Source organism: Rhizobium sp. NLR22b, from assembly GCF_019685295.1.
Classification (GTDB): domain Bacteria; phylum Pseudomonadota; class Alphaproteobacteria; order Rhizobiales; family Rhizobiaceae; genus Rhizobium.
On the sequence record NZ_JABDWM010000003.1, the window covers coordinates 277,394 to 292,566 of the forward strand.

The following is a 15,173-nucleotide window of genomic DNA, read 5'->3' on the forward strand; positions in this document are numbered from 1 at the left end:
CCGCCATCGCGCGGCCCTTTTGTTTGCGTGCACGGTTTGGAATGGGTCAGGCGCCAACCTACATAGACGGCATCGTTCAACAGCCCGGCAGGTTTCCATGGTTCCCTTCTCCATACTCGACCTTTCTCCCGTTGCCGAAGGCAGCACCGTGCGCCAGTCGCTCGAAAGCTCGGCGCGAATGGCTCAGAAGGCTGAAGAATTCGGCTACAAGCGCTTCTGGCTCGCCGAGCATCACGGCATGCCTGCCATTGCCAGTGCGGCGACCGCCGTTGTCATCGGGCATGTCGGGGCTGCGACAAAACGCATCCGCATCGGTTCCGGCGGCATCATGCTGCCCAATCACTCGCCGCTTGTCATCGCCGAGCAGTTCGGCACACTGGAGGCGCTTTTTCCCGGCCGCATCGATCTCGGCCTGGGACGGGCTCCGGGGACGGACATGCGCACGGCACAGGCGCTGCGGCGTAACCTCGAAGCCGGCGCGAACAGCTTCCCGAATGATGTGGTGGAATTGCAGCAGCTTCTCGGTACCCCGCTCGAGAATCAGGCGATCCTTGCGGTTCCAGGCAATGGCTCGCATGTGCCGATCTGGCTGCTCGGCTCCAGCCTCTACAGCGCCCAACTTGCGGCGATGCTTGGGCTTCCCTACGCCTTCGCCTCGCATTTTGCCCCCGACATGCTGCTCGACGCCATCGCGATCTACCGCGAGCGCTTCCAGCCCTCGGCGACTCTCGACAAGCCCTATGTCATGGTCGGCGTCATGGGCGCGGTGGCAGCGACGGACGAGGAGGCGCGCTACCATTTCACGTCCGCCCAGCAGCAATTCGTCAACCTGCGGCGCAATGTGCGCGGTCCTTTCCCGCGCCCTGTCACCGATATGGAGAGCTTCTGGTCGCCGATGGAGAAGATGAACGTCGAACACACACTGCGCTACGCCGTGGTAGGGTCGCCGGCGACGACTGAGGCGAAACTGGCGGAGTTTCTCAAGGAAACGGCGGCCGACGAGGTGATCATCTCGATGCCGATCCATGATGTCGAGGCGCGGCTGAAGTCGGTGGAACTGTTCGCAGGTCTTGGAAATTTCATGCGGGTCGCTGCGTAGGATTGTAAGCGGCGCCCGAGAGACAAAAAACCCGGCGTCGCGGCCGGGTTTTTATGGGCGATCGCTGCAAGGTTCAGGCTGAAAGCTTCGCCAGAACCTCTTCCGAGACCTCGAAGTTGGAATAGACGTTCTGTACGTCATCGTCGTCTTCGAGCGAGTCGATGAGTTTCATCAGCGACTGGGCTTTTTCCTCGTCCACCGGCACGTTGTTCTGGGCGCGCCAGACAGCCTTGACGGTTTCGGCTTCGCCGAGGCTAGCCTCCAGGGCTCTCGATACTTCGCCAAGCGCTTCGAAAGCGCAGGTAATGTAATGGCCTTCCTCGTCGGTCTCGACGTCATCGGCGCCGGCTTCGATCGCGGCTTCCATCACCTTGTCGGCGTCGCCAGCAGAAAGCTTATAGGTGATTTCCCCGACATGGTCGAACGAGAAGGAAACGGAACCGGTTTCGCCGAGGGCGCCGCCGGCCTTGGTAAAGATCGAGCGGACGTTGGAGGCAGTGCGGTTGCGGTTGTCAGTCAGGGCCTCGACGATGATCGCCGTGCCGCCCGGACCATAGCCTTCGTAGCGGACTTCATCATAGTTTTCGCCGTCGGCGCCGGCTGCCTTCTTGATGGCGCGGTCGATATTGTCCTTCGGCATGGACTGGGCCTTGGCATTCTGGATCGCCAAGCGAAGACGGGCGTTCATCGTCGGGTCGGGCAGGCCGGCCTTGGCTGCCACGGTGATTTCGCGCGCAAGCTTGGAGAACATTTTCGACCGCACGGCGTCCTGACGGCCCTTGCGGTGCATGATGTTTTTAAACTGTGAATGGCCAGCCATGGCACCCCTGTTCACGTCTCATTGTTCGGAATGGGCCGCCTTATAAGAGCGAAACGACACCCATTCAAGGAAAAAGCAGTTCGGAACAAAGGCAGGAGGATGACGTTTCAACCGAACTCCACCCAACGGAAAGGAACGGTCATGGCAAGTCTCAGCGAGGCGCGGGAGCAACCAGCTCGTCAGCTTTGGGATCAGGTCAACGATGTTCATGCCGGCATGCTCGGAATTTCCGGGCTTGATATGCACATGCAGCCGATGGCGCCGCATGCCGATCCGACCACCAACACGATCTGGTTCTACACCAAGACCGACGCCGACATCGTGCGCGCCATCAAACCCGGCAGTCGGGCGCATTTCTGCGTCATCGGCAAGGATCACGACTATCACGCCTGCCTTTCCGGCGTCATCGAGGTACGCCCCGACCCTTCCAAGATCGAGGAATATTGGAGTTCGATGGTGGCGGCATGGTATGACGGCGGCAAGAAGGACCCGAAACTTACCATGCTTTCCCTGCATGTCGATGATGCCGAGATCTGGGTTTCGACAGGCAGCACGCTAAAATTCGGTTGGGAGATCGCCAAGGCCAATCTCGATGACGACAAGATGCCCGAGGTCGGCGTCAAACGTCACCTGCAATTTGCTTGATCAGCAAGGTTTGGAGGGACCCGCCGGGCTTTTGCTTTTACTGCGCGCCTTTCATCACATAGATCAGCGGCTTCTTGGGAAGCGTGCGCATGGAGACGGTGAGGCTGTCATCAGGCGCATAAGTGATATCGAAGCCCTTTCCGAACATGGAGACGAAGGCATTGACCGGCGGACCACGGCGGTGCATCGGCAGGATCAGCGACGAGCGCAGCCGCTTGATAACGCGGCTCATGCTGTCGGCGCCCATGGTCAGGCCGCCGTCGACGGGCACCATGACGACGTCAAGGCGGCCGATTTCGGTATAATGGCTATCCGTCAGCTCGTAGTGCAGATGGCCGAGATGGCCGATGCAGAGACCGGCAATTTCGAAGATGAAAATCGAGTTTCCATCCGCCTGGGAGCCGCCGAGGCCGTAGCTGAAGCGGATGTCCGTGGTAACATTGCGGATATAGGCATCGCCGACGACGAGATTGATGCTGGCCTTCTCGCCCGGCACGTCGCTCCAGCCGTGGAGCACATGCTTGATGTCGGGCTCAGGCGTTAGGGTGAAGTGGGTCGTATGAGCTTTGTTCATCGTGACGACATCGGGCGTCGTCGCCGGCCTGTACCAGCCATTATAATCCGTCGCGATGATGATGCCGCCGGGTGTCTCGATTTCGAAGGTGGAATGGCCGAGATAGGTGAATCTAACATCCTCGCCCTCGGACACGGCCGGCACCAGCGCCGGGACGCCAGAAAAACTGGCGAAGGTTACATTGGGCATTTTCTCGGCGATCGCGTGGCACTGGCTGGCTCGCTGGCGCTGCTCCTGTGCCTGGGCAGGATCTGATGCGGGGAAGGCCGCCAGGCATGTGATAGCGAGGATAAGATAATGCGGCTTCATGCCACCCCTCCGGCGCTTTCATTTAGCGGCGGAGGATGCGTCATGAGGTCGCAGCGGTCCAGAGCAGCGATGCTCACAATTGCGTGTTGGAGCGGCTGGATTACCTCCAGAACTCCGGTACCGTCTCCGCCAGCCGCGGCCCGAGCCGCAGCGGCGCGATCTTTTCGGCCAGTCCGGTGGCATCGGAAATCTCCACGCCGACGCCGCAGATCGTCGCCGGCCCGCTCGCCGCTTCCATGCGGCCCTTCGGCATCTTGGAGATGAAGCGGTTGAGCGGCTCCTCCTTGTCCATGCCGAGGGAGGAATCGTAATCGCCGCACATGCCGGCATCCGACATATAGGCGGTGCCGCCGTTCAGGATCTGCGCGTCGGCGGTTGGCACGTGAGTGTGGGTGCCGACGACGAAGCTGGCGCGGCCATCGACGAAATGTCCGAAACATTGCTTCTCGCTGGTCGCTTCCGCGTGGAAATCGAAAATGATCGCATCGGCCTGCTCCTTCAGCGGGCAGGCGTCGAGGATCACTTCGGCCGATTTGAAGGGGTCGTCGAGCTCCGGATGCATGAACACCCGGCCCATGACATTGGCAACGAGCACGCGCGCGCCGTTCCTGGCATAGAAAAGTCCGGAGCCGCGGCCGGGTGTGCCTTGCGGATAATTGGCCGGCCGCAGGAACTGATCATGCCGCCCGGCAAAAGCGACGGCCTCCTTCTGGTCCCATACGTGATTGCCGGTCGTCACCACATCGGCGCCGGCATTGATCGTTTCGAGAAAGATGTCCTCGGTGATGCCGAAACCGCCGGCGGCATTCTCGCCGTTGACGACGACGAAATCGAGCCTGAGGTCGGAGATCAGACCGGGTAGCCGGTCCCAGACCGCCGTGCGTCCCGTCTTGCCGACCATGTCACCCAAAAAAAGCAGCCGCATTCCCTATCCAATCCAAGAGGCAAAAAAGCGAAGGCCGCTTTCTGTCAGGATGGCATCCAGGCTTATGTCATGCGGCTCGTCGGGCACATGTGCCACTTCCTGGCAGTCGAATGCAATGCCGATCAGCTTGGGATGCAGGTCTTTCTCTCTTAGCCGGCTGATGGCGCGGTCGTAGTAGCCGGCGCCGTAGCCGATGCGATGGCCTCTGACATCGAAGGCCGAAAGCGGCACGAGCATGATCTCGGGATCGAGGACGGCCGCGTGTTCGGTGGGGCCGACCGTGCCGAACCCGGTCGCGACAAGCGGTGCGTCTTCCGCCAGTTCGCGAAAGACGATGGTCTGCTTGTCGAGGATCGCCGGCACGCAGAGCCGCGCACCGCGTGCTGCAAAGCGCGCCATCAGCGGCCTGAGATCGGCCTCCGATCGGATCGGCAGGAAGCCGGAGATGATGGTGCCTGGCTCGAAAGCAACCGCCTCGCCGGCGTGATCGGCCATTGCGAGGCTTTTGGCGGTGCGCTCTTCAGGAGTGACGGCATCGCGGGCGGCCAGGCGTTCGTTGCGCAGCTGCGCTTTCAGTTCTTTTGCGGTCATACGATCTGCCGGATTGAGAGGTTCGACCGAGCATAACCGGCCGGAGACCCGATGCAAATGCCGGCTGCGACAGGGCTGCGCCCGTTTCACGTCGTATCGGTCTGCGGTTGCCGATCGTCAGACGAGGATGTCCATCGACTCGGCGCAGATTCGTGTCACGGCGACACCGGCAAGGCAGCCGCCAGCCGCCGCATCGTTTCCTCGAACAAGGGGGCTCCACCTGGCATCCAGCCGAGAGCGCGGATTTTTGCAGTGCTCATCGGATTAAGGGCAGCCTTGTCGGCGGGAGGCGGCAACGCGTGACGACAGCCCGTTTCACGGCGGATAGGCGCAAGAATGTCGCGTGTGTCTACCGATATGTCCGATATGTTAAAGACCTCGCCCGAGATGCGGGTGCTTTCCGTCTCCAGCATCAGTCGCACCGCGCGGCCGATGTCGCGGCCATGAACCTCCGTCCCGGCGCGCGCAGCAACCGGCCGACCGGCGAGATAATCGGCGATGAGACCATCCCATTTGTTCGGCGTGAGATCGCCATAGACACCGGTCGCCCTCAGGCTTACGCCGGCAAAACCCGGCGTCAAGAGATGGCTAAGCGCACCTTCGGCGTCGAATTTGATCTGGCCGTAGAGCGTCTCCGGCTTTGGCAGCATCGTTTCGACAAGCTCGGTTCCCGGTGGGTGGTCGCCATAGGCAGCGCGGCTGGACAGGAAGACGCAACGGCGCGTGCCGGCGCGTTTGGCCGCTTCGAAAAGTCGGACGGTGCCGTCGAGGTTCAATCTCTGGAAGCTCTTGGGATCGTCGCCCTCGCCGCCGCGATATTTGCCGGGAACATGGCTGAAGGCGGCGTGGACGAAGAAATAAGCGTCGTCGAAGACGTCGATCTGATCCTTTTCGGGGTCGAGGGGGAGTGCTGTGAATTCGACCGGGCGGGAGAAGAAGCGCGGCAGCGGCGCCCGGCGCCCGCCGACAATCACGTGATAGCCGGCGGTCAGCAGCTCCTCGACGACGTACCGGCCGACGAGACCCGTTCCCCCGGATACCAATACTTTCATGCCGTCCCTTCCGGATTTCTCAGCGCCGTGATCTCGGGCATATCGCCGCTCTCGTGTATACGGTGCCATAGATCGATTAAAGGTTGTAGCTGTTTTGCCTTGGAATGATCCTTTTCCCACGGTTTCTCATACTGGTAGTGCAGGATCGAAATGCTCTTCCAGTCCCAAAGCTCCGGCATGGTGAACCAGACATATTGCAGCATGTTGAAATAAACCGGCAGGCCGTGCCATTCGGGGAAGAACGTCTCAAGAAAGGTCTGATCGGTGCGTCGCCAGAAGGCCTCCGGCCTGTCGAGGCGTTCGAGCATGTGCCGGAATGTCTCACGCGAGGGCGTGGCGACGAAGACGCCGGAATTCATGCGGCGAAAATCGGCAAGGCTCTCATAGACGTTGGGAGCGGCAGAAAGTTCCGGATAGAGGAAGAGCCTGTCGACGTTCTTCAGCACGAGGGCGTCGGCGTCGATGAAGACGCAGCGCTCATATTCCACCAGCTGCCAGAGCCTGAGCTTGCAGAAATTGTCGAGTGGCGAATGGAAGTCCGGCTTGCGGCCTTTGGTGAAGGGGGCCGCGGCATGGAGATGGCCACGGGCGTGGCGCTCGTTGAAGGTATCGGAGAGGGGCAGGTGCTCGACTTGGATCAGGCGACAGTCGAGGGTCTTGAGCGGGGCGAGGGCGGCCGCGTCAACGCCGCCGGTGTGGAGGACGACGATATCGGCGCCGGTGCCGGTGCGGCGCAGGGAGCGGGCGAGGGCGGTGGCGCCCATGGCATAGTCGGCGTTGGTGACGAGGGTGACGTAGGCTAGTTTCGAGGTAGAAGTCATCGGCGTCGGCCGCTTCCACCCACGCCCTCGTTCCTGTGCCTGTCACAGGAATCCAGCCACGGCGCGTCCGCGCCGTGAATGACTCTCCTGCGCCCAATGACCTGGGCGCGCTGGATTCCTGTGACGTCCCTCGGGCTAAGCCCGAGGAAGGGAATGAGGGGGAGATCGTGGGACTGGCAGGGCTTCAATAGTAAGCCCTCACTCACGATACCGACTTCAGCCGCTTGCCTTCCGGATCGTGATCAATCGTCGCGGCTATGTCCCTGGTCCAGGCGGAGACGGCCGGCACGCGGGAGCGGTCGACGCGATAGGCGAATTTCTTCGCCACGTCGACGATTTCGCCCAGCAGCCCGGCTTCCAGCGTGGTCGGTTCGAGGCCAAGGTCGAGGAACTTTTCGTTCCGGACGATCAGCTCGTTTTCGGCGGCCTCCTTGCGCGGGTTGGGCAGCCAGGCGATCTTGGCGCCGCTCATCCTGGCGATCATCTCGGCGAGGTCGCGCACCCGGTGGGTTTCCGTCATTTGATTGAAGATCTCGACGCGGGCGCCACGGGCGGGCGGGTTCTTCAGCGCCAGCTCGATGCAGCGCACGGAATCCTGGATGTGGATGAAGGCGCGGGTCTGGCCGCCGGTGCCATGCACCGTCAGCGGATAATCGATCGCTGCCTGAATGAGGAAACGGTTCAGCACCGTGCCGTAATCGCCGTCGTAATCGAAACGATTGATCAGCTGAGCGTGGCGGCGCGTCTGCTCGGTATGCGTTCCCCAGACGATGCCCTGATGCAGGTCGGTGATTCGCAAGCCGTCATTCCTGGCGTAGAACTGGAACAGAAGCTGATCCAGGCACTTGGTCATGTGGTAGATCGAGCCCGGATTGGAAGGGTAGAGAATTTCCTGGCTTACCGTCTCGCCCGTCGGCGTTTCGATGCCAACCGGCAGGTAGCCTTCAGGGATTGCCGCGCCGACCGTCGAGTAGCCATAGACGCCCATGGTGCCGAGATGGATGAGGTGGGCGTCGAGATTGAGCTCGGTCAGCGCGTTCAGCAGGTTATGCGTGGCGCTGACATTGTTGTTAACCGTGTAGTTCTTGTGGCGGTCGCTCTTCATCGAATAGGGCGCGGCGCGCTGTTCGGCGAAATGGATGATGGCATCCGGCCGGTGTTCCGAAAGCCATTTCTTCAGAAGTTCGTAATCCTTGGCGAGATCGATCAGATTGAAGTGGATACGGCGTCCGGTTTCGGCATGCCAGATGCGCGTGCGCTCCTGGATCGAATCCATCGGAGTGAGCGACTGAACGCCGAGTTCGGTGTCGATCCAGCGGCGCGAGAGATTGTCGAGAATATGGATATCGTGACCGGCATCGGAAAGGTGGAGCGAGGTGGGCCAACCAATGAAACCGTCTCCGCCCATAACCGCAATCTTCATCGCATCGTCTCCTGATCGGTCGCTTATTATCGGGAATAGTTAGGAATTATGACAATCATTCAATGCCTGCCGGCGGCGCATTCAATGGCTGCCGGCCGGGCATTCAATGCTTGCCTGCCGCGAAGCGTTGCGCCAAAGAGGGCACCTCACTTTGGAGAAAATTATGACGGAACGCCCTTTTTCCATTTCGGGAGAGCTGACGGAGGCTGGACACCGCCTCGTCCAGCGGGTCTATTATGAAGATACGGATTTCTCCGGCCTGGTCTATCACGCCCGCTACCTGCACTTCCTCGAGCGCGGCCGTACCGACTATCTGCGCTGCCTCGGTGTCGAGCAGCGCGAACTCGTCAGCGCCGACGAGGAAGGCCTCGTCTTCGTCGTTCATCGCATGGAGATCGATTTCAAGAGCCCCGCGCGCATGGATGACGTGCTGACGATCCTGACGCATACGGAAAAGGCCGGAGGCGCCAAGATGGTGCTCAACCAGCAGATCCGTTCAGGCGAAAGCCTGCTGATTGCAGCCAGGGTGATCATCGCCGTCATCAACGCCAAGGGGCGGCCACGGCGGCTGCCGGAAACGCTGGCGGCAAAATTCCTGGAAGGCAGCCATCCTTTGTAGTGCCGAACCAGGCCTTGTCAAAACTTGAACTTTATGTGAAGGAATTCCCGCGCCGCAGGATGAGCGCTCTTTCGGCAGCCGGCCCATGCTCCGGTCAAGTAATCCACGGAACAAAATCTTCCGAACGCAGGCTTGCTGTCATAGTCCGGCACTAACGATCTATTAACCATAATAGTGTCTTACTGGGAAAGTCGGAGTTTGTGCGGTGCACGCCTTCCTTTGACCAAATTTGACGGCAAGAAGGCGGAAGAAGAGCTTGGAAGCTTGACCAGGGCTTTGGGCGGCGGTCGCCGGACACTTCTTGCGAGATCATTTTGTGCCGCCCGGTCCAGCGCCGGGCGTTTGGATTCGGGGATTTTGGATCAATGGAACAAGTAGGATTGGCAGCAGCCACGACGGACGTCAGCCTCTGGTCGCTTTTCATGCAGGCCGGCATCGTCGTCAAGCTCGTCATGCTCGGGCTCATCGCAGCCTCGGTCTGGACGTGGGCGATCGTCATCGACAAGTATCTGGCCTATGGCCGCGCACGGCGCCAGTTCGACAAGTTCGAACAGGTTTTCTGGTCAGGCCAGTCGCTGGAAGAACTCTACCGCTCGCTGTCGGAACGCAACAATACCGGCCTGGCGTCGATCTTCGTCGCGGCCATGCGCGAATGGAAGAAATCCTTCGAGCGCGGTGCGCGCTCGCCGATCGGCCTGCAGATGCGTATCGACCGCGCCATGGACGTGACGCTCGCCCGCGAAACCGAATATCTCGGCGCCCGTTTGGGATCGCTCGCGACCATCGGTTCGGCCGGTCCGTTCATCGGTCTCTTCGGCACGGTCGTCGGTATCATGACCTCATTCCAGGCGATCGCCGGCTCGAAGTCGACGAACCTCGCGGTCGTCGCACCCGGTATCGCCGAAGCGCTGCTCGCCACAGCGATCGGCCTCGTCGCCGCTATTCCGGCCGTTATCGCCTACAACAAGTTCTCTGCCGATGCCGGCAAGCTTTCGGCCCGCATGGAAGGTTTCGCGGACGAATTCTCCGCCATACTTTCGCGCCAGATCGACGAGAAGCTGCAGCCGCGCGCTGCCGCTCAGTAACCAACGGAGTATTCTCAGATGGGTATGGCTGTTGGAGGCAATGGCGGCGGGGGCGGCGGACGCCGCCGTCGCGGCGGTCGGAATAAGGCCGTCATTTCTGAAATCAACGTGACGCCGCTCGTCGACGTCATGCTCGTGCTTTTGATCATCTTCATGGTCGCCGCACCGATGATGACCGTCGGCGTGCCGATCGACCTGCCGGAAACGCAGGCCAAGGCGCTGAATTCCGAGACGCAGCCGATCACGATCTCGGTCAAGAACTCCGGCGAAGTCTATCTGCAGGAAACGCCGATCCCGGCAGCGGAGATTGCCGCCAAGCTCGAGGCAATCGCCACCACCGGCTATAACGAACGCATCTTCGTGCGCGGCGACGCGACGGCGCCCTATGGCGTCATCGCTGACGTGATGGCCCGCATCCAGGGGGCCGGCTTCAAGAATATCGGTCTCGTGACGCAGCAGAAGAAGGACCAATAGCGTTCAAGATGAAGACCAGCGTCGTCACATCTGCTGTTCTGCATTGCCTGGTGCTCACCTGGGCGATGGTGTCTTTGAGCGCCCCGGAATCCTTCAAGGTCGAGGATTTCGAAGCGATGCCGGTCGATCTCGTGCCGGTGGAATCCATCACCCAGTTGCAGCAAGGCGACAAGAAGGCTCCGAAGAAGGAGACGTCCGCGCCCGTGCCGACGAGCCGGCCGCCGATCTCGCAGCCTGCCGAAAACGCCGGCGACAACAATGTCGACTTGAAGACGCCGCCGGTGCCGAACGCCAAGCCGAGTAATACGGAGGCTGCGGCAGCGAATTCGAGCGAGAAGCCACTGCCGACGACCGATCCGAATCCGAACGATGTCAAGGAAGTCAACAAGGAAGAGACTGAGGTCGATCAGCCGAAGGAGGTTGCCTCCATTCCGCCGCCGAAGCCCGTTGAAGTGACGCCGCCGAAGCCGGAGGAAAAACCGCCGGAAGAGCAGGCCAAGCCCGAAGAGCCGCCGAAGCCGGATGCGGAAGCTTTGCCGGACAAGGTGCCGACGCCGGTCGTCAAGCCGCAGGTAAAGCCGCCGGAACCGCAGAAGACGGCCGAAAAGCCGCCGGAAAAGCCCGCGGACGAGCCGAAGGCTGCGGAAAAACCGACGGACAAGAAGAAGGCCGACAAAAAGCAGGAAGTGGCGAAATCGGCCTCGACGATGAAGAGCGATTTCAATGCTGACGAGATTTCGGCCTTGTTGAACAAGACCGATCCTTCCGCTGGCGGCGCCAAGCGCTCGACGCAGGAGGCATCGCTCGGTGCGAAGAAGAGCAATGGTGGCTCGAAACTCAGCCAGAGCGAAGAAGATGCTGTGCGCGGCTTGATCGAGGGGAACTGGCTTGTCACGCCGGGGATGGAAGGCCTTTCTGGCATGGTCATCAAGGTGCATATGAAGCTCGACAGGGATGGCAACATTATCGGCCAGCCGGAAGTCGAGTCATCGGGCGGCAGCAGCAGCGATGCCACACGCCGTGCGCTGGAAAGCGGCGCATACAGAGCCGTCATGAAATCCGCACCCTTCTCGATGCTTCCGAAGGACAAGTATGACGCTTGGAATGAGTTCGACCTTAACTTCGATCCAAGCAGCATGGGAATCTAGATGCTGATGGACCTGTCCCATGGCAACAAGTCTATTGCGGCCGCCATCAGGTTTGGAACGGTTCTGGCTTGTGCACCTGAAGCGTTGGCGCAACCGGTCGATCCGTCGATCTCCGACAACTCGGCCGGGGATTTGCAGCACGCAATCGCTTCCTCGTTCAATGTTCCTCCCGGGCAGGCGAGGGACGGCGGAGTCGTGATTACAATCCACCTGTGGCACGATAAGGCTGGCGCGATCGTTGGTTCACCCAAGGTCACAGCCTCGGGCGGCACCGAAGCGGCTCGGAAAAGCCTGTCGGCTGCGGCTCTCCGCGCTGTTCCGCGTTCCGCGCCATTCACCATGCTCCCGAAAGAAAAATACGAATCCTGGAGGGAAGTCGTCCTGCACTTCGAATCCAGCGATCTGATTCCATAGATGCTGAAAGGCTGTTTGGTATGACAAAGTGTTCCTTTTTCCGCGCCATTTTGGTCGCAGTCGGTCTGGCGACCACTGCCGTCTTTGCGACGCCGGCCAATGCGCTCGTCACCCTCGACATTCGAAAAGGCAACGTTCAGCCGCTGCCGATTGCGGTGACGGACTTCCTGCAGGGCGATATGGGTGCGCAGGTCTCGCAGGTGATCGCCGCCGACCTGCAGCGTTCCGGCCTTTTCGCACCGATCAACAAGAGCGCCTTCATTGAGAAGATTTCCAACCCCGATGCCGCGCCGCGGTTTGAAGATTGGAAGGTCATCAACGCCCAGGCGCTGGTCACCGGCCGTGTGACGCAGGAGGCCGATGGACGTCTTCGGGCCGAATTCCGTCTCTGGGATCCCTTCGCCGGGCAGCAGATGACCGGGCAGCAGTTCTATACGCAGCCGGAGAACTGGCGCCGTGTGGCCCACATCATCGCCGACGCAATCTACAAGCAGATCACCGGTGAGGAAGGCTATTTCGACACCCGCGTCGTCTTCGTCTCTGAATCGGGGACCAAGCAGCAGCGTAAGCGGCAGCTCGCAATCATGGACCAGGACGGTTTCAACGTGCGGACGCTGACCGACGGCAGCGACCTCGTGCTGACGCCGCGCTTCTCGCCGAGCCGGCAAGAAGTCACCTACATGTCCTTCGCCAACCAGCAACCGCGCGTCTATCTGCTGCAGCTCGAAACCGGGCAGCGCGAAGTTGTCGGCAACTTCCCCGGAATGACCTTCTCGCCGCGCTTTTCGCCGGATGGCCAGAAGGTGATCATGAGCCTGCAGCAGGAAGGCAATTCCAACATCTATACGATGGACCTGCGCTCGCGCACGACGACGCGGCTGACCTCGACGGCGGCGATCGATACCTCGCCCTCCTATTCGCCTGACGGTGCACGCATCAGCTTCGAAAGCGACCGAGGGGGCAAGCCGCAGATCTATGTGATGAACGCCGATGGCTCGGGCCAAACCCGTATTTCCTTCGGGGACGGCTCCTATTCGACGCCGGTTTGGTCGCCGCGCGGGGATCTCATCGCCTTCACCAAACAGTCCGGCGGCAAGTTCTCGATCGGCGTGATGAAGCCGGATGGCTCGGGCGAGCGCATCCTGACGTCCGGCTTCCACAATGAAGGCCCGACCTGGGCGCCGAACGGCCGTGTGCTGATGTTCTTCCGCCAGGCGGCAGGCGCGGGTGGCCCGCAACTCTATTCGATTGATCTGACCGGTTATAACGAGCAGCTGGTGAAGACGCCGAGCTATGCTTCCGACCCGGCATGGTCGCCGCTGCTGGAGTAGCGAGTGCATCAATGCCTTTATGTCGCCTCAAAGTCGTGGAAACCGGGCGACACGGGACAAATCAGTAAATTGTTAACCATAATCTTTGAGGGGCGGTTAACCGAGTGCGGTTACTGTCCGGAAACCCTGATGAACTCGCAAGGAGACCGGCCATGAGCCGAATTCATACCCCGGCAATGAGCCGTATGCAGAATTTTGCCCGCAACCCCGTCATGATCGCGCTTGTCGCCGGTCTCGCGCTTGCAAGCTGCGCGAACAAGAAGAACGGCGGCATGCCGAACAGCGCCGGCGACATGGGTCTCGGCGCAGGCGCCGCGACGCCGGGCTCGACCCAGGACTTCACGGTCAATGTCGGTGACCGCATCTTTTTCGATACCGACTCCACGTCGATTCGCGCCGATGCCGCTCAGACGCTCGACCGTCAGGCACAGTGGCTCGGCCGTTATCCGAACTACCAGATCACCGTTGAAGGCCATGCCGACGAACGCGGCACCCGCGAATATAACCTCGCCCTTGGCGCCCGTCGCGCTGCTGCCACCAAGGACTACCTCGCTTCGCGCGGCGTTCCGGCGCAGCGCATGAAGACGATCTCCTACGGCAAGGAACGGCCGGTCGCCGTCTGCGACGATATTTCCTGCTGGTCGCAGAACCGCCGCGCGGTCACCGTGCTCGGCGGCGCCGGCATGTAATTTCCAGTTATAATTGGTTTTACGGAGGCGGTCCCATCCGGGGCCGCCTTTTCTTTTTGACCACACTTTGGCCAGACTCCGTTGCTTTTTGACAGCAATTGGAAAAATCTCCTGTTCGTGCCTCACGGCGCGAAGAATCACTGGGACAGGACGATACATATGAAGAAACTTGTCGTGGCAGGCATGCTGTGCCTGGCGGCTATGACCGGGAGCGAACGAGCGGCTTACTCGGCCTCGTTCTTCGGGCTGCATCTTGGCGGCCGATCCGCGGAACAGCAGCCGGCCCCTCCCGTCGTCAGGGTGCAGAGCGGGGACGCGGAAATCCGTGTGCAGCAGCTCGAAGAGCAAATGCGGCAGCTGAACGGCCGAATCGAGGAGATGAGCTTTCAGCTCCTGCAGATGCAGGAGACGATCCGCAAGCAGCAGGAAGACAATGAATTCCGCTTCCAGCAGCTCGAAAAAACCGGTAGCGGCGGCGGTGGCGCCAAGGCTCCGGTCAAAAAGAGCGAGACCGATGTCGCTCCGGCAGCGTCCGGGAGCGACGACGTCGCCAGGGTGATCCAAGCACCGCAGGGGGCCGAAACGGCTCCCTCCACCGATGTGCCCAGTAATACCGGCCTCGGCCAGCCTCCGAAGCAGCTCGGCTCGATCGACTTCGATCAGAACGGCAACGCGATCGGCGGAAGCGTCGACGAAAACGCCACTATCGGTTCCGCCCCGATTCCCAATAGCGGGACGCCGCAGCAGACGGCCTCGCTCGGCAACGAGGCGGATCAGTACAAGTCAGCCTACGGCCACGTATTGTCAGGCGATTACGGCACGGCCGAGCAGGAATTCAACCAGTACATCGCCCGTTACCCGAGCAGTGCGCGGGCGGCGGACGCCAATTTCTGGCTCGGCGAGGCGCTTTATTCACAGGGCAAATACAACGAGGCGGCCAAGACTTTCCTCAACGCGCATCAGAAATACGGTAGCTCGGAAAAAGCGCCGGAAATGCTGCTGAAGCTCGGCATGTCGCTTGCGGCCCTCGACAATAAAGAGACGGCCTGCGCGACCCTGCGCGAAGTCTCGAAGCGTTATCCCAAGGCGTCACGCGCCGTCATAAGCAAGGTTGCGAGCGAACAGAAACGCCTCGCCTGCTGAGGTCTTCCGGA

17 protein-coding genes are annotated in these 15,173 nt (G+C 60.9%); 10 read left to right on the forward strand and 7 right to left on the reverse strand.

Annotation, left to right across the window (positions count from 1 at the left end; translation table 11 throughout):
- Positions 1-97 precede the first annotated feature (97 nt).
- Entirely contained in the window at positions 98-1,099 is a 1,002-nt protein-coding gene (locus HJC00_RS07420; protein ID WP_210629929.1) for an LLM class flavin-dependent oxidoreductase, read from the forward strand.
- 73 nt (positions 1,100-1,172) lie between these two features.
- On the opposite strand, the gene HJC00_RS07425 is transcribed toward HJC00_RS07420, so the two are convergent.
- Positions 1,173-1,919: a YebC/PmpR family DNA-binding transcriptional regulator gene (locus HJC00_RS07425; RefSeq protein ID WP_210629930.1), complete on the reverse strand. Its 747-nt coding sequence runs from the start codon at positions 1,917-1,919 to the stop codon at positions 1,173-1,175.
- A 141-nt stretch (positions 1,920-2,060) separates the two neighbouring features.
- Between HJC00_RS07425 and HJC00_RS07430 the strand changes: the two genes are divergently transcribed.
- Positions 2,061-2,564 carry a pyridoxamine 5'-phosphate oxidase family protein gene (locus tag HJC00_RS07430; protein WP_210629931.1) on the forward strand — a complete coding sequence of 168 codons (504 nt, stop codon included), beginning with the start codon at positions 2,061-2,063 and terminating at the stop codon, positions 2,562-2,564.
- A 37-nt stretch (positions 2,565-2,601) separates the two neighbouring features.
- Here HJC00_RS07430 and HJC00_RS07435 read toward each other — a convergent pair whose 3' ends face one another.
- The 6 genes from HJC00_RS07435 to HJC00_RS07460 all read right to left on the reverse strand — a co-directional run bounded on the left by HJC00_RS07435 (position 2,602) and on the right by HJC00_RS07460 (position 8,259).
- Entirely contained in the window at positions 2,602-3,447 is an 846-nt protein-coding gene (locus HJC00_RS07435; protein WP_210629932.1) for an MBL fold metallo-hydrolase, read from the reverse strand.
- Between the two features lie 100 nt (positions 3,448-3,547).
- The gene (locus tag HJC00_RS07440; RefSeq protein ID WP_088677967.1) at positions 3,548-4,372 is read right to left on the reverse strand and encodes a TIGR00282 family metallophosphoesterase; all 825 of its coding nucleotides are present in this window, start codon (positions 4,370-4,372) and stop codon (positions 3,548-3,550) included.
- A gap of 3 nt (positions 4,373-4,375) precedes the next feature.
- Entirely contained in the window at positions 4,376-4,963 is a 588-nt protein-coding gene (locus tag HJC00_RS07445; protein WP_210629933.1) for a 5-formyltetrahydrofolate cyclo-ligase, read from the reverse strand.
- A gap of 155 nt (positions 4,964-5,118) precedes the next feature.
- The gene (locus tag HJC00_RS07450) at positions 5,119-6,015 is read right to left on the reverse strand and encodes an NAD(P)-dependent oxidoreductase (protein ID WP_221163815.1); all 897 of its coding nucleotides are present in this window, start codon (positions 6,013-6,015) and stop codon (positions 5,119-5,121) included.
- Complete coding sequence (locus HJC00_RS07455; protein WP_210629935.1) at positions 6,012-6,836, reverse strand: glycosyltransferase; 825 nt, start codon at positions 6,834-6,836, stop codon at positions 6,012-6,014. The genes HJC00_RS07450 and HJC00_RS07455 overlap by 4 nt, the downstream gene beginning before the upstream one ends.
- Before the next feature lie 202 nt (positions 6,837-7,038).
- Positions 7,039-8,259: an NAD-dependent epimerase/dehydratase family protein gene (locus HJC00_RS07460; protein WP_210629936.1), complete on the reverse strand. Its 1,221-nt coding sequence runs from the start codon at positions 8,257-8,259 to the stop codon at positions 7,039-7,041.
- A gap of 163 nt (positions 8,260-8,422) precedes the next feature.
- On the opposite strand from HJC00_RS07460, the gene ybgC reads away from it, so the two are divergent.
- From ybgC to ybgF, 8 genes are all read left to right on the forward strand, one after another.
- A complete protein-coding gene (gene ybgC, locus HJC00_RS07465) occupies positions 8,423-8,878 on the forward strand; it encodes a tol-pal system-associated acyl-CoA thioesterase (RefSeq protein WP_210629937.1) in 456 nt (151 codons plus the stop codon).
- Between the two features lie 365 nt (positions 8,879-9,243).
- Positions 9,244-9,963: a protein TolQ gene (tolQ, locus tag HJC00_RS07470; RefSeq protein ID WP_004671617.1), complete on the forward strand. Its 720-nt coding sequence runs from the start codon at positions 9,244-9,246 to the stop codon at positions 9,961-9,963.
- An 18-nt stretch (positions 9,964-9,981) separates the two neighbouring features.
- Positions 9,982-10,437, forward strand: coding sequence for a protein TolR (gene tolR, locus HJC00_RS07475; protein ID WP_008536277.1), 456 nt, complete (start codon positions 9,982-9,984; stop codon positions 10,435-10,437).
- A gap of 8 nt (positions 10,438-10,445) precedes the next feature.
- The gene (locus tag HJC00_RS07480) at positions 10,446-11,585 is read left to right on the forward strand and encodes a cell envelope integrity protein TolA (RefSeq protein WP_221146459.1); all 1,140 of its coding nucleotides are present in this window, start codon (positions 10,446-10,448) and stop codon (positions 11,583-11,585) included.
- Positions 11,586-11,999: a hypothetical protein gene (locus HJC00_RS07485; RefSeq protein ID WP_221146460.1), complete on the forward strand. Its 414-nt coding sequence runs from the start codon at positions 11,586-11,588 to the stop codon at positions 11,997-11,999. It abuts the gene before it with no gap.
- 20 nt (positions 12,000-12,019) lie between these two features.
- Entirely contained in the window at positions 12,020-13,330 is a 1,311-nt protein-coding gene (gene tolB, locus HJC00_RS07490; RefSeq protein WP_221146461.1) for a Tol-Pal system beta propeller repeat protein TolB, read from the forward strand.
- A 152-nt stretch (positions 13,331-13,482) separates the two neighbouring features.
- Positions 13,483-14,019 carry a peptidoglycan-associated lipoprotein Pal gene (gene pal, locus HJC00_RS07495; protein WP_210629941.1) on the forward strand — a complete coding sequence of 179 codons (537 nt, stop codon included), beginning with the start codon at positions 13,483-13,485 and terminating at the stop codon, positions 14,017-14,019.
- A 159-nt stretch (positions 14,020-14,178) separates the two neighbouring features.
- Positions 14,179-15,162: a tol-pal system protein YbgF gene (gene ybgF, locus HJC00_RS07500; protein ID WP_221146462.1), complete on the forward strand. Its 984-nt coding sequence runs from the start codon at positions 14,179-14,181 to the stop codon at positions 15,160-15,162.
- The last annotated feature ends 11 nt before the right edge of the window (positions 15,163-15,173 follow it).

Bases quoted from the DNA above. Each gene is read 5' to 3' on its own strand.
- HJC00_RS07420 (WP_210629929.1), top strand. From the start codon at position 98: ATGGTTCCCTTCTCCATACTCGACCTTTCTCCCGTTGCCGAAGGCAGC.
- HJC00_RS07425 (WP_210629930.1), bottom strand. From the start codon at position 1,919: ATGGCTGGCCATTCACAGTTTAAAAACATCATGCACCGCAAGGGCCGT.
- HJC00_RS07430 (WP_210629931.1), top strand. From the start codon at position 2,061: ATGGCAAGTCTCAGCGAGGCGCGGGAGCAACCAGCTCGTCAGCTTTGG.
- HJC00_RS07435 (WP_210629932.1), bottom strand. From the start codon at position 3,447: ATGAAGCCGCATTATCTTATCCTCGCTATCACATGCCTGGCGGCCTTC.
- HJC00_RS07440 (WP_088677967.1), bottom strand. From the start codon at position 4,372: ATGCGGCTGCTTTTTTTGGGTGACATGGTCGGCAAGACGGGACGCACG.
- HJC00_RS07445 (WP_210629933.1), bottom strand. From the start codon at position 4,963: ATGACCGCAAAAGAACTGAAAGCGCAGCTGCGCAACGAACGCCTGGCC.
- HJC00_RS07450 (WP_221163815.1), bottom strand. From the start codon at position 6,015: ATGAAAGTATTGGTATCCGGGGGAACGGGTCTCGTCGGCCGGTACGTC.
- HJC00_RS07455 (WP_210629935.1), bottom strand. From the start codon at position 6,836: ATGACTTCTACCTCGAAACTAGCCTACGTCACCCTCGTCACCAACGCC.
- HJC00_RS07460 (WP_210629936.1), bottom strand. From the start codon at position 8,259: ATGAAGATTGCGGTTATGGGCGGAGACGGTTTCATTGGTTGGCCCACC.
- ybgC (WP_210629937.1), top strand. From the start codon at position 8,423: ATGACGGAACGCCCTTTTTCCATTTCGGGAGAGCTGACGGAGGCTGGA.
- tolQ (WP_004671617.1), top strand. From the start codon at position 9,244: ATGGAACAAGTAGGATTGGCAGCAGCCACGACGGACGTCAGCCTCTGG.
- tolR (WP_008536277.1), top strand. From the start codon at position 9,982: ATGGGTATGGCTGTTGGAGGCAATGGCGGCGGGGGCGGCGGACGCCGC.
- HJC00_RS07480 (WP_221146459.1), top strand. From the start codon at position 10,446: ATGAAGACCAGCGTCGTCACATCTGCTGTTCTGCATTGCCTGGTGCTC.
- HJC00_RS07485 (WP_221146460.1), top strand. From the start codon at position 11,586: ATGCTGATGGACCTGTCCCATGGCAACAAGTCTATTGCGGCCGCCATC.
- tolB (WP_221146461.1), top strand. From the start codon at position 12,020: ATGACAAAGTGTTCCTTTTTCCGCGCCATTTTGGTCGCAGTCGGTCTG.
- pal (WP_210629941.1), top strand. From the start codon at position 13,483: ATGAGCCGAATTCATACCCCGGCAATGAGCCGTATGCAGAATTTTGCC.
- ybgF (WP_221146462.1), top strand. From the start codon at position 14,179: ATGAAGAAACTTGTCGTGGCAGGCATGCTGTGCCTGGCGGCTATGACC.